Source organism: Rhodococcus mengyinensis, assembly GCF_048381435.1.
GTDB classification, from domain to species: domain Bacteria; phylum Actinomycetota; class Actinomycetes; order Mycobacteriales; family Mycobacteriaceae; genus Rhodococcus_F; species Rhodococcus_F opacus_D.
Genome location: NZ_JBLWIT010000141.1, coordinates 24,743 through 36,283 on the forward strand (window position 1 = coordinate 24,743; position 11,541 = coordinate 36,283).

Genomic DNA, 11,541 nt, shown 5'->3' on the forward strand with positions numbered 1-11,541 from the left:
GATGATCGCCGTCCCGGCCGGGCAGGTCACGCTGTCGGATAGGCGAACCACCCGCAGCTGGAGCGTCGAGCTGAATGCCTTCGAGATCGCCGTCCACCCTGTGACGCAGGGAGAGTACGCCGAGATCACCGGCGAGTGGCCGGGCACGACGCGGGGAACGCGGCTGCCGGTCGACGGAGTGTCGTGGCGGGACGCGATCCTGTTCTGCAACACCCTGTCCGAGCGCGCCGCGCTCGCCGCCGCCTATCGCGTGACCGGCGACGACGTCGTGTGGGACACCACGGCCGACGGGTACCGGCTTCCGGCCGAGGCGGAGTGGGAACGCGCCTGCCGGGCGGGCACCACGGGTCCGCGGTACGGCCCGCTCGACGCGATCGCGTGGTACCGCGGCAACTCCGACGGCCGGTCGCGGGACGTGGGCGGGAAGCAGCCGAACGCCTGGGGCCTGCACGACACCCTGGGCAATGTGTGGGAGTGGTGCTGGGATCTGTACGACCCCGAGGTGTACGGCACGTACCGGGTGCTGCGCGGCGGTGGGTGGTTCGACGAGCACTGGAGTTGCCGTGCCTCCGTGCGTCGGCGCAGTCACCCGACCTATCGCATCGACGACGTCGGATTCCGTCTCGCCCGGGGCGTATTCACTCCTGACTAAATGTTGACGTCAGGTTCAAGTTAGCTCTACGCTGAGCTCGGGAGTATGACGACGGTCACACCCGGAGAGGGCGAGTCTGCATGAGCCAGATCAACACGGTCCGCGGACCGATCGACAGCGCCGAACTCGGACGCACCTACATGCATGAGCACGTGTTCGTGCTGACGCCCGACGTGCAGCAGAACTACCCGGACGAGTGGGGGAGCGAGGACGAGCGGGTCGCCGACGCGGTCACCAAACTGCGCGCGCTGGCGGAGCAGGGTGTCCGGACCATCGTCGACCCCACCGTCGTCGGCCTAGGCCGGTACATTCCGCGCATCCAGCGGGTCGCGGAACAGCTACCCGAGCTGAACATCGTTGCGGCAACGGGGCTGTACACCTACGACGACGTGCCGTTCTTCTTCCACTACCGCGGTCCGGCGCTGGATACGATCGTCGGTGCCGAGGTCCCCGACCCGATGGTGGACATGTTCGTGAAGGACATCGAAGAGGGGATCGGCGACACCGGGGTCCGCGCGGGACTGCTCAAGTGCGCGATCGACCACCAGGGGCCCACGCCCGGTGTCGAGCGGGTGATGCGGGCCGTCGCGAAGGCACATCGGCGCACCGGCGTGCCCATCACCGTGCACACCCACCCCGGTAGTGAGGCCGGAGTGCACGTCACACGTGTGATGTGCGACGAGGAGGGGGTGCGGCCGGACCGGATCGTGCTCGGGCACAGCGGAGACAGCACCGACATCGAGCATCTGACCAGCCTCGCCGAGGCCGGCTTCGTCCTCGGGATGGACCGGTTCGGAATCAACCTCGAGACGACGTTCGAGGCCCGCGCCGACACGCTCGTCGAGATGTGCCGCCGGGGATTCGCGGGGCAGATGGTCCTGTCGCAGGACGCCTCCTGCTACATCGACTGGATCGACCCCGCCCTGATGGCCGCGCTCCCGCAGTGGCACTACCTGCACATCGAGAACGACGTGCTGCCCTACGTCCGCGAGCGGGGTGTCACCGAGAAGATGATCACCGAGATGCTGGTCGAGGTGCCTCGGCGATACTTCGAGAACGTCGACCCCTACTGACATGTCGCGCCCGCGAATCGCACCCACGCCCCCGGTCACGGCCCGGGGCGTCCGCACCCGCGATCGTCTCGTCGCCGCCGCCCGGGTGGTGTTCGAACGCGAGGGGTACCTCGACGCCCGTCTCGTCGACATCAGCAAGGAGGCCGGACTCTCGACCGGATCGTTCTACACCTACTTCACCAACAAGGAGGAGGTGTTCGCGGCGGTCGTCGAGGTCACGCAGAACGACCTGCTGCATCCAGGCATGGGACGGGTCGCGGACGAAGGCGACGTGCACGCGGTGGTGGAGGCGAGCATCCGCGCCTACCTGCACGCGTGCCGCCGGAATGCGCGACTGCTGGCCCTGCTCGAGCAGGTCGCGCACGTCGACCCCGCATTCCGTGAACTGGAACGCTCACGGGACGAGACGTTCTACCGCCGCAACGCGCGGGCGATCGCCGATCTGCAGGACCGCGGTCTCGCCGACGCGTCGCTCGATCCGATGCTGACGTCGAAGGCGTTGTCCGCCATGGTCGGAAGGATGGCCTACAGCTATTTCGTCGGACCGCCGAGCGAGCGGAGATCGCTCACGTTCGAGCAGTTGACCGCCGGACTCGCGCGGATGTGGACGAACGCGCTACGCGTCCCCGACCGCGTGTGAGGAGCTGTCAGTAGCCGGGTGCGTGGAGGATGCGCAGAACGAGGTCGGCGTTGATGTCGCCCAGCTCCTCCGGTGTGAATTCGCCGTCGGGGCTGTACCACCGGCAGATGTCCACCGCGAGCGACATGATCGCCAGAACCGCGACGCGGGGGTCGGTGATCAGGAACACCCCCTGATCGATCCCGTTCTGCACCTCCCGGATTGCCGCGACCCGGATCTGGAGCCGGGTCTCGGCGACCACCTCGCGGTGGTCGGGGTCGAGATGCCTGCTCTCGTACTGGGCGATGCGCGCGCGCCGGAAGTTCCGGGCGTGCATGATGCTGAATTCGCGGACCAGTGCCCGGACGCGGTCGATGGGGTCGGTGAACGGTGCCACGGCCTCCAGCACCAGCGCGAGCGCACGCTCGTTCGACCGGCGGACGAGCTGGAACAGCAGATCCTCCTTGGACGGGAAGTGCACGTACATCGCGGAGGGGCTCATCCCGGCCATGGTGGAGATGTCCCTCGTACGGGTGGCTTCGAAACCCTTGTCGGAGAACAGTGTCGTCGCCGCCCGGAGCAGGCGTTCCTCGGATGTCAGCGGACCCGGGCTCGGCTCCTCGGTCGCGGACACGTCGTCTCGCAGTTCGGTCATCGGTGGTCCTCTCCGCCGTTTCGAGCTTCGTCCGCACCGGCGGGATCCGGCAAGATCAATCCCCTCGAGTGATTGACATCACACAGCTATTCAAACACACTAAGCAAGCGCTCACTGACTTGAAGTTGGCGTCATGTTCTGAAAAGTCTCATTCCCACATCCATACGAAGACCTATCTCGAGGAGTGATCGGATGACTACATCCGCGGTGCAGCCGAGTAAGGACGCAGCCGGCGACACAGCCGTCTCGCGCAAGCGTGCGCATCGGAAACTGCTTGCGGCGGGGCTCGTCGGCAGCTCGATCGAGTGGTACGACTTCTTCCTGTACGGAACCGCTGCGGCACTGGTCTTTCCCCACGTCTTCTTCCCCGACTCGTCGGCGTTGATGGGCACCCTGCTCTCGTTCAGCACGTTCTGGGCGGGCTTCGTCGCACGCCCACTCGGCGGCCTCGTGGCCGGGCACTTCGGCGACAAGTACGGCCGCAAGCCGGCCGTCGTCACCTGCCTGCTGTTCATGGGACTGGCGACGTTCCTCATCGGCTGCCTTCCGGGTGCCGCGACCATCGGCGTCGCGGCCCCGATCCTGCTGGTGGCCCTGCGGTTCGTCCAGGGCCTCGCCTGCGGTGGTCAATGGGGCGGGATCGTCCTGCTGCTGACCGAATCGGCGAGCCCGAAGCGCCGGGGATTCTCCGGGACCTTCGGCCAGATGGGCGTCTCCTTCGGCGTCCTGCTCGGCAACCTCGTGTTCCTCGGCGCCACCGCGGCGATCTCGAACGAGGCGTTCCTCAGCTGGGGCTGGCGGATCCCGTTCTTAGCGAGCGCACTGCTGTTCCCGGTCGTGCTCTACATCCAGACCAAGGTCGAGGACACCCCCGAATTCCGGGATCTGCAGGAGGAGGCGCAGAAGAAGAACAAGACCGTCGTCCGCGCACCGCTGACGGAGGCGATCAAGGAACACTGGCGCAAGATCCTGCTCGGCTGCGGCCTGCTCGCGGCCACCAACTCCCTGTTCTACATCTCCATCGCCGGCGTGCTCAGCTACGGCACCGCGGAACTGGGAATGAAGCGCAACGACCTGCTCGCGATCTCGCTGCTCAGCGCCGGACTCACGGTCGGTGTCGTGCTGTGGTCCGGGCACATGTCCGACAAGATCGGGCGCAGGCCGATGATCCTGATCGGCGCGGCGATGATCATCGTGTGGGCGTTCCCGTACTTCTGGCTGATAAACACCCGGAACCTGCTGCTGTTCTTCATCGCCGTCACGGTCGGCAGCGTCTTCCAGTCCATGACCTACGGGCCGATCGCCGCATACATGGGTGAACTGTTCGCGCCCAACGTCCGGTACTCGGCGGCGTCCCTCGCGTACCAGCTGGCGGCGATCACGGTGAGCGGCGGCACTCCGTTCATCATGACCGCGCTGATCGCCAAGACCGGAACCACCACGTTCGTCGCCGTCTTCGTCGCACTGATGGGGCTGGTCACGTTCCTCTGCGCGTGGAAGCTCCGCGAGACCAACACCGCCGAGGTCCGGAACGATCCCACCGCCGTACCCGGCGCCCAGTTCTACTAGCCGGGACGACCGGGCGGCGTGGGGTGGCTGGCTTCCAGCCACCCCACAGCCGTCAGTCGGGCACCGTCAGCACGATCCGGCCCTCGCAGTCCCCGGATTCGAGCAGGCGGTGCGCCTCGGCGGCCTGCGCCAGCGGCAGCGTGGTGTGCGGCATGCTCACCGTGCCTGCGGCCACCCACTCGATCGCGCGGCGCGCGGCGGCCTCCGCGGCAGTCGGATCCTGCATCAGCAGTCCGCCGACGTTGAAACCCAGGACGGCGCGGTTGGCGAGCCACAACTCGTTGGCACCGACCCGCACGTCGTCCTCTCCGCTCGCATTGCCCACGGCGAGAAGCCGGCCCAGCGGCGCGAGCACCTCGAGGCTCTCGGCGCGCAACCGGCCGCCGACCGGGTCCACGACGATGTCCACCGAATCGATGCCCGCGTCCGACAGAGCGATGCGGAATCCGTTGCTCGACACCACCAGGTCGTATCCGTACCGCTCGGCCCCCGCCGCACGCCGGGAGGACCGGACCGTGCCCAGCACCTGCGCGGCGCCGAGCCGACGGGCCACCTGCGCGGTGATGCCCGAGAGGGCACCTGCGGCGCCGTGGATCAGCACCTGGCTTCCCGGACCGACATTGCCCACGAGTTCCAGTGACAGCAGCGCCGTCGTCGTGTTCGGGACCACCGCCACCGCCTCGGCGGCATCGAGGCGAAGGTCCACGGAATCCAGCGGGATCGTGATGGCCGCATCGGCCACCGACACTTCGGCATAGCCGCCCGCGGTGGGGCGAGAGAGCGTCACGACGGGCTGGCCGACCCGCAGATGATGCACACCGGCACCGACTTCCCGCACAGTTCCCGCCACCTCGAGGCCGGGCACGATCGGTGGTGTCCCGCCGAATTCACCACGCCGCATGAGGACGTCCGCCAACCCGACCGCCGCGTGCGACACATCGATACTCACCTGGCCGGGTCCCGGCTCCGGAACGGCGAGGTCGGCCGCCTCGAGGACGTCTACCGCGCCGAAGCGTGAAATGGTGATCGCGCGCATGCCTACCTCGTCATCTCGTCGTCGCACGGGTACGGCCGCCACCGTAGTACGGTGACGGCCGCGACGAGCCCTCCGTGCGGGTGTGCTGTCAGTGGTCGCCGATCTCCAGCACGAGCTTGCCGGTGTTGGCGCCGTCGAACAGCAGATTGAGTGTGCGGCCGAAGGCCTCGACGCCGCCGGTCTCGACCTGCTCGCGGGTCACGATCTCCCCGGCGCGGATCCACTCCGACATCGCCTCCATGCCCTCGGGGAACCGGTCGAGGTAGTCGAACACGATGAACCCGGTCATCGACGCCCGGTTGACCAGCAGCGACAGGTATCGGGACGGGCCGGGCTGCGGGTCGGTGGCGTTGTATCCGGAGATCGCACCGCACAGCGCGACCCGGGCGTTCTTGCGGAGCCGGGCCAGTGCGGCGTCGAGGATCTCGCCGCCGACGTTGTCGAAATAGATGTCGATTCCGTCCGGGGCCGCGGCGCGCAGCGCCTTCCCGACCGATTCGGATTTGTAGTCGATCGCCGCGTCGAAACCCAGATCCTCGGTCAGCCACGCACACTTCTCCGGGCCGCCGGCGATGCCGATCACGGTGGCGCCCTTCAGCTTGGCGATCTGCCCGGCGATACTCCCGACCGCTCCGGCCGCCCCCGAGATGAGCACGGTGTCGCCCTTCTCCAGCTTGCCGACATCGGTGAGGCCGAAATAGGCGGTCATGCCGGGGAAACCGAGCGCGCCCAGCCACGTCGGTGCCGGGGCGAGCGACTCGTCGACGGCGAGAGCGCCGCGGCCGTCGGAGAGCGCGAACTCCTGCACACCGAACTGCCCGGAGACGAGCTGTCCCTCCGGGAACTTCGCGTTCTTCGACGCCACCACCCGGCCGACGGCGTGGGTGCGCATCACCTCACCGATCGCCACCGGCGGCACGTACGACTTCACGTCGTCCAGCCACCCGCGCATCGCGGGGTCGAGCGACACGTAGTCCACCTTCACGGTGAATTCGCCGTCCGCGGGTTCGGGAATCGGTTCCGATGTGATCTCCCAGGTGGAGTCGTCGGGACGGCCGACCGGGCGCTTCGCCAGTCGGACCTGCCTGTTCACGGATGTCACGGTGTTCACCTTTCGGGTACTTCTGCGGTCAGTGCGTCGTTCTTCAGTGCGGTCCGGTCGATCGACCGCTTGAGGATCTTTCCGGTCGACCCCTTCGGGAGGGAATCGACGATCGCGACGATCCGGGGAATCTTGTATGCGGACAGTCGCTCTCGCGCCCAGCTGGTCAGTTCGCCGCCGTCCAGGCCGGAACCGGGGACGGTGGCCACGACCGCGGCCACCTCCTCGCCGTAGTGATCGTCGGGAACACCCACGACGGCGGCCTCGAGGATGTCGGGGTGTGTGTACAGCACCTCCTCGACTTCGCTCGGGTACACGTTGTAGCCGCCGCGGATGATGAGGTCCTTCACCCGGTCGACGATGCGCAGATCCCCGTCCGCATCGATCTCGCCCAGATCCCCCGTGCGCAGCCAGCCGTCCGAGTCCAGGACGGCTGCGGTGTCGGACGGCCGGTTCCAGTAGCCCTTCATCACTGTCGCCCCCTTCACGAACACCTCGCCGACGGTGCCGGGAGGGCAGGCGGTGTCGTCGTGGTCCCGCACCGCGACCTCCAGCCGGGGCACCGCGCGTCCGGTGTAGCCGATCTTTCCGCCGCGGTCGATGTCGTTGAACGTGCCGAACGCGGTGGTCTCGGTGAGCCCGTATCCCTCGAGGATCGTGCACCCGAAGCGGGACTCGAATTCGCGGGCCACTTCACCCGGCAGCGACGCGCCCCCGGAGATGGCGATGCGGAGTTGCGTGAAGTCCTGCGAGTCGGCGCCGTCCGCGGCGTGGAGCATCGCGTTCCACATCGTCGGCACCCCGGCCATGATCGTGAGCCGGTCGCGTCGCAGGAGGGCGAGCATCGCGGCCGGGTCGAACCGCGCCAGCAGCGACAACGACCCGCCGCCCGTGAACGTCGCTAGCATGACCGAGGCCTGGCCGAAGACGTGGAACAGGGGAAGCCCGGTGCCCGTCCGGTCGTCGCTGGAACCGCGACTGCATTCGGCGCCGATCTCACCGCCGGACAACAGGTTCCCGACCGTCAACTCCGCGCCCTTCGGCCGCCCGGTGGTGCCGGACGTGTAGAGGATGGCGGCGGTGTCGTCGCGGTTCCGCTCGACGACGGGAACCGGCTCGACGCCCGGTGTGGCGGCGTCGGGTGCGAGCGTCCAGGCGGGGATGTCCAACGCCGACGCGGCGTCGCCGATCGCGGGCCCGAGTTCGTGCCACACGATGGCGAGCGCGGCGCCGGCGTCGGCGAGGACGTACTCGGTCTCGGGCCGGGTGGACATCGTGTTCACCGGGACCACGACGCACCCCGCCGCCTGAATTCCCAGATACGCCACCACGAATTCGGGCACGGAGGGTGCGGCCAGGAGGACTCTGCTGCCGGGGGACAGGCCCGCTCGGGTGAGTGCGCCCGCATACCGGGTGCTCGCGTCGCGCAACTGTCCGTAGGTCAGGGTGCTGTCCGCGCCCCGTAGTGCGATGTTGCCGGGAGTGGCGTCCGCGTGGCGGGACACCGGATCGATCACATTTGCCATGTCGTCAACCTCCGACGCGGTAGCAGGATTATCCGGCCTCGACGACGCGGGCGACGGACTCGGACACGACCACCGGCTTGTCGGAGCCCTCGCGCTCGACGACCTGGCTCATCGTCACCTGGATGCCGCCCCCGACCTGTTCCGCGGACTGCACGGTGGCGCGCATCCGGATGCGTGAACCCACCGGCACCGGCGCGGGGAAGCGCACCTTGTTGTAGCCGTAGTTCAGGCTGTGGGCGAAACCGTCGAACCGCAGCAGGGTCGCCGACAGCGCCGGTCCGAGGGACAGGCTGTACAGCCCGTGCGCGATGGTGCTGCCGAGCGGGCTGGCGGCGGCGCGCTCGGGATCGATGTGAATCCACTGGTGGTCGCCGGTCGCGTCGGCGAAGGCGTTGACGCGTTCCTGGGTGACGTCGTGCCAGTCGGTGGGGCCCAGCTCCTTGCCGATCAGCGCCGTGAGCTCGTCGAAGCTCGCGGGGCGAACGGGCAGTGCGGTGGTGTCGGTCATCTGTCTCCCTCAATTCCGGGTGGTGCAGGGCCTGGATGTGTCACGTTGGCTGCATCGAACTTCGAGGTGTTCGTCGAAATCCGACACTTGAACTTGACGACGGATTCAACTATACAAAAGAGAGACGCGAGTCACAACGCACGGCGAAGGAGAGGACACCTCGTGAAGGTTGCACAGAAGGTCGCCATCGTGACCGGCGGTGGAGGCGGTATCGGCGGGGCGATCGCAGACCGTCTCGCCGACCAGGGCGCCAAGGTGCTGGTCGCCGATCTCGATCCGAACGCCGCAGCCGCGGTTGCGGACGGAATCAACGCACGCCACCCCGGATCGGCCGTCGCCGAGGGTGCCGACGTCGCGGACGCCGATCAGATCCGGCGCATCATCGAGCGCGCCGAGACCGAGTTCGGCCCGGTCGATCTCTACTTCGCCAACGCCGGCATCGCGGGGGCACCCGGTCTCGACGCCGACGACGTCGGCTGGGATCTCGCGATCGACGTCAACGTCCGCGCCCACATCCGCGCCGCCCGGCAACTCGTGCCGAAGTGGATCGAGCGGGGCGAGGGGTACTTCGTGTCGACCGCGTCCGCGGCCGGGCTCCTCACTCAAATCGGCTCGGCCACCTATGCGGTCACCAAGCATGCGGCCGTCGCGTTCTCCGAATGGCTGTCGGTCACTTACGGGGACAACGGAGTCCGGGTCAGCTGCCTCTGTCCGATGGGAGTCGAGACGAAGTTGATGCGCTCGGGTGAGAACTCGGGTGATCCACTCGGCGTCGCGGCCACCCGGGCCGTCGTCTCGGCAGGCGACGTGCTGCAACCGGAGCAGGTCGCCGAGATCGTGCTCGACGCCGTGGACCGGGAGACGTTCCTGATCCTGCCCCACGAGAGCGTCCTCACCATGTACCGGCAGAAGGGGTCCGACTACGACCGCTGGCTGCGCGGGATGCGCCGCTACCAGAGTTCGCTGCTGGAGCACGCATGACACCCGAGCACGCAGACCTGGTCCTCGCCGAGCGGCGTGGACCGGTCCTGGTGCTCACGTTCAACCGGCCGGACAAGCTGAACGCCTGGACCGACGACCTCGAGGACCGCTACTTCACGCTGCTGAGCGACGCCGAGGACGACCCCGGCGTACGCGCGATCGTCGTGACCGGCGCCGGGCGCGGGTTCTGCGCAGGCGCCGACCTCGGACGCCTGCAGGCCGTCGGTGACGTCTCCGAAGAAGACCTCCTCCGGCCGCGCCCCCGCGACCTTCCCGCGACACTGCGCAAGCCGCTGATCGGGGCGATCAACGGGATCGCCGCCGGTCTCGGAATGGTGGAAGCCCTCTACTGCGACGTCCGGTTCGCCTCGGCGTCCGCCCGGTTCACGACCGCCTTCGCCAAGCGGGGACTGATCGCCGAATACGGCATCTCCTGGCTGCTGCCCCGGCTCGTGGGACGCAGCCGCGCCACCGACCTGCTCCTGTCGAGCCGCATGGTGGACGCAGAGGAGGCACTGCGCATCGGACTCGTCGACCACCTCGTGCCGGACGGGGCGGTCGTCGACGCCGCGGTCGCCTATGCCGAGGGGCTGTCGACGCACTGCTCCCCGACGTCGATGGCCGTCATCAAGGACCAATTACAGAACGATGCGGACGGCACCTACGCCGAGTCCGTGGCCCGCGCGGAAGGCCTGATGTTGCAGGCGTTCCGCGGGGCCGATCTCGTCGAGGGCGTACAGAGTCACCTCGACAAGCGCACACCCACGTTTCCCTCACTACCCGTCAGGAGTTCCCATGTCCCTGTTTGACATCTCGGATCGCGCCCAGCAGTTGCAGACCGATCTGCTGGAGTTCATGGATTCGCATGTGTATCCGGCGGAGGCGGTGTACGAGGAGCAGATGCGGGAGTCGGGTGATCCGCATTTCCAGCCGCCGGTGTTGGAGGAGTTGAAGGCGGAGGCGCGGCGTCGGGGGTTGTGGAATCTGTTTCATCCGCATCCGGGGACGGGTGCGGGGTTGACGAATCTCGAGTATGCGCCGTTGGCGGAGATCATGGGGCGCAGTCATATTGCGTCGGAGGCGTGCAATTGCAATGCGCCGGATACGGGCAATATGGAGGTGCTCGAGTTGTTCGGTACGGCCGAGCACAAGGAGAAGTATCTGACGCCGTTGCTGGAGGGGACGATGGCGTCGGCGTTCGCGATGACGGAGCCGGCGGTGGCGAGTTCGGATGCGACGAATGTGGAGTTGTCGATGGTCCGGGACGGTGACGAGTATGTGCTGAACGGGCGGAAGTGGTTTGCGTCGAATGCGTTGCACCGTAATTGCCGGGTGTTGATCGTGATGGGGAAGACGGATCCGTCGGCGGCGCCGCATCGGCAGCAGTCGATGATGGTGGTGCCGATCGATGCGCCGGGGGTGACGGTGATGCGGGGGTTGCCGGTGTTCGGGTATCAGGATCGGGAGGGGCATGCGGAGATCGATTTCGCCGATGTTCGGGTGCCGGCCAAGGATGTGCTGAAGGGCGAGGGGGAGGGTTTCGCGATTTCGCAGGCGCGGTTGGGTCCGGGTCGGATTCACCATTGCATGCGGGCGATCGGGATGGCGGAGCGGGCGTTGGAGTTGATGTGTCGTCGGGCGTCGTCGCGGGTGACGTTCGGTAAGCCGGTCAGTGAGAATGCGAATGTTCAGGATTGGATTGCGGAGGCGCGGATCGAGATCGAGATGATTCGGTTGTTGACGCTGAAGGCGGCGTATCTGATGGATACGGTGGGGAACAAGGAGGCGCGGACGGAGATCGCGGCGATCAAGGTGGCGGC

Annotated in this window: 12 protein-coding genes; 7 read left to right on the forward strand and 5 right to left on the reverse strand. The window is 67.6% G+C overall.

Annotation, left to right across the window (positions count from 1 at the left end; translation table 11 throughout):
* The first annotated feature begins 1 nt into the window (after nucleotide 1).
* The 3 genes from ACNJ7E_RS36145 (at nucleotide 2) to ACNJ7E_RS36155 (ending at nucleotide 2,365) form a co-directional block, all read left to right on the forward strand.
* Nucleotides 2-652 carry a formylglycine-generating enzyme family protein gene (locus ACNJ7E_RS36145; RefSeq protein WP_280783632.1) on the forward strand — a complete coding sequence of 217 codons (651 nt, stop codon included), beginning with the start codon at nucleotides 2-4 and terminating at the stop codon, nucleotides 650-652.
* A gap of 80 nt (nucleotides 653-732) precedes the next feature.
* Entirely contained in the window at nucleotides 733-1,725 is a 993-nt protein-coding gene (locus tag ACNJ7E_RS36150; RefSeq protein WP_280783631.1) for a phosphotriesterase family protein, read from the forward strand.
* A gap of 1 nt (nucleotide 1,726) precedes the next feature.
* Entirely contained in the window at nucleotides 1,727-2,365 is a 639-nt protein-coding gene (locus ACNJ7E_RS36155; protein ID WP_009474203.1) for a TetR/AcrR family transcriptional regulator, read from the forward strand.
* 7 nt (nucleotides 2,366-2,372) lie between these two features.
* Here the strand turns inward: ACNJ7E_RS36155 and ACNJ7E_RS36160 are convergent, their stop codons facing one another.
* Entirely contained in the window at nucleotides 2,373-2,999 is a 627-nt protein-coding gene (locus ACNJ7E_RS36160) for a TetR/AcrR family transcriptional regulator (RefSeq protein ID WP_280783630.1), read from the reverse strand.
* Between the two features lie 192 nt (nucleotides 3,000-3,191).
* Between ACNJ7E_RS36160 and ACNJ7E_RS36165 the strand changes: the two genes are divergently transcribed.
* Entirely contained in the window at nucleotides 3,192-4,568 is a 1,377-nt protein-coding gene (locus tag ACNJ7E_RS36165; RefSeq protein WP_280783629.1) for an MFS transporter, read from the forward strand.
* A 52-nt stretch (nucleotides 4,569-4,620) separates the two neighbouring features.
* Here ACNJ7E_RS36165 and ACNJ7E_RS36170 read toward each other — a convergent pair whose 3' ends face one another.
* From ACNJ7E_RS36170 to ACNJ7E_RS36185, 4 genes are all read right to left on the reverse strand, one after another.
* Nucleotides 4,621-5,604 carry a quinone oxidoreductase family protein gene (locus ACNJ7E_RS36170; RefSeq protein ID WP_280783628.1) on the reverse strand — a complete coding sequence of 328 codons (984 nt, stop codon included), beginning with the start codon at nucleotides 5,602-5,604 and terminating at the stop codon, nucleotides 4,621-4,623.
* An 88-nt stretch (nucleotides 5,605-5,692) separates the two neighbouring features.
* Entirely contained in the window at nucleotides 5,693-6,706 is a 1,014-nt protein-coding gene (locus tag ACNJ7E_RS36175; RefSeq protein WP_009474199.1) for an NADP-dependent oxidoreductase, read from the reverse strand.
* 5 nt (nucleotides 6,707-6,711) lie between these two features.
* Nucleotides 6,712-8,232 carry an AMP-binding protein gene (locus ACNJ7E_RS36180; RefSeq protein WP_418342121.1) on the reverse strand — a complete coding sequence of 507 codons (1,521 nt, stop codon included), beginning with the start codon at nucleotides 8,230-8,232 and terminating at the stop codon, nucleotides 6,712-6,714.
* 28 nt (nucleotides 8,233-8,260) lie between these two features.
* On the reverse strand, nucleotides 8,261-8,740 hold the full coding sequence (locus ACNJ7E_RS36185; protein ID WP_009474197.1) for a MaoC family dehydratase: 480 nt from the start codon (nucleotides 8,738-8,740) through the stop codon (nucleotides 8,261-8,263).
* Between the two features lie 162 nt (nucleotides 8,741-8,902).
* Here ACNJ7E_RS36185 and ACNJ7E_RS36190 point away from each other — a divergent pair, with 162 nt between their 5' ends.
* The 3 genes from ACNJ7E_RS36190 to ACNJ7E_RS36200 all read left to right on the forward strand — a co-directional run.
* A complete protein-coding gene (locus tag ACNJ7E_RS36190; RefSeq protein ID WP_418342122.1) occupies nucleotides 8,903-9,721 on the forward strand; it encodes an SDR family oxidoreductase in 819 nt (272 codons plus the stop codon).
* Nucleotides 9,718-10,530: an enoyl-CoA hydratase-related protein gene (locus ACNJ7E_RS36195; RefSeq protein ID WP_283353556.1), complete on the forward strand. Its 813-nt coding sequence runs from the start codon at nucleotides 9,718-9,720 to the stop codon at nucleotides 10,528-10,530. The genes ACNJ7E_RS36190 and ACNJ7E_RS36195 overlap by 4 nt, the downstream gene beginning before the upstream one ends.
* On the forward strand, nucleotides 10,517-11,541 hold a 1,025-nt coding region (locus ACNJ7E_RS36200), incomplete at its 3' end, for an acyl-CoA dehydrogenase family protein (RefSeq protein ID WP_418342123.1). The genes ACNJ7E_RS36195 and ACNJ7E_RS36200, both read left to right, overlap by 14 nt.

Excerpts from the sequence above, each read along its gene's own strand:
- ACNJ7E_RS36145 (WP_280783632.1), top strand. The coding sequence starts at position 2 with ATGATCGCCGTCCCGGCCGGGCAGGTCACGCTGTCGGATAGGCGAACC.
- ACNJ7E_RS36150 (WP_280783631.1), top strand. The coding sequence starts at position 733 with ATGAGCCAGATCAACACGGTCCGCGGACCGATCGACAGCGCCGAACTC.
- ACNJ7E_RS36155 (WP_009474203.1), top strand. The coding sequence starts at position 1,727 with ATGTCGCGCCCGCGAATCGCACCCACGCCCCCGGTCACGGCCCGGGGC.
- ACNJ7E_RS36160 (WP_280783630.1), bottom strand. The coding sequence starts at position 2,999 with ATGACCGAACTGCGAGACGACGTGTCCGCGACCGAGGAGCCGAGCCCG.
- ACNJ7E_RS36165 (WP_280783629.1), top strand. The coding sequence starts at position 3,192 with ATGACTACATCCGCGGTGCAGCCGAGTAAGGACGCAGCCGGCGACACA.
- ACNJ7E_RS36170 (WP_280783628.1), bottom strand. The coding sequence starts at position 5,604 with ATGCGCGCGATCACCATTTCACGCTTCGGCGCGGTAGACGTCCTCGAG.
- ACNJ7E_RS36180 (WP_418342121.1), bottom strand. The coding sequence starts at position 8,232 with ATGGCAAATGTGATCGATCCGGTGTCCCGCCACGCGGACGCCACTCCC.
- ACNJ7E_RS36185 (WP_009474197.1), bottom strand. The coding sequence starts at position 8,740 with ATGACCGACACCACCGCACTGCCCGTTCGCCCCGCGAGCTTCGACGAG.
- ACNJ7E_RS36195 (WP_283353556.1), top strand. The coding sequence starts at position 9,718 with ATGACACCCGAGCACGCAGACCTGGTCCTCGCCGAGCGGCGTGGACCG.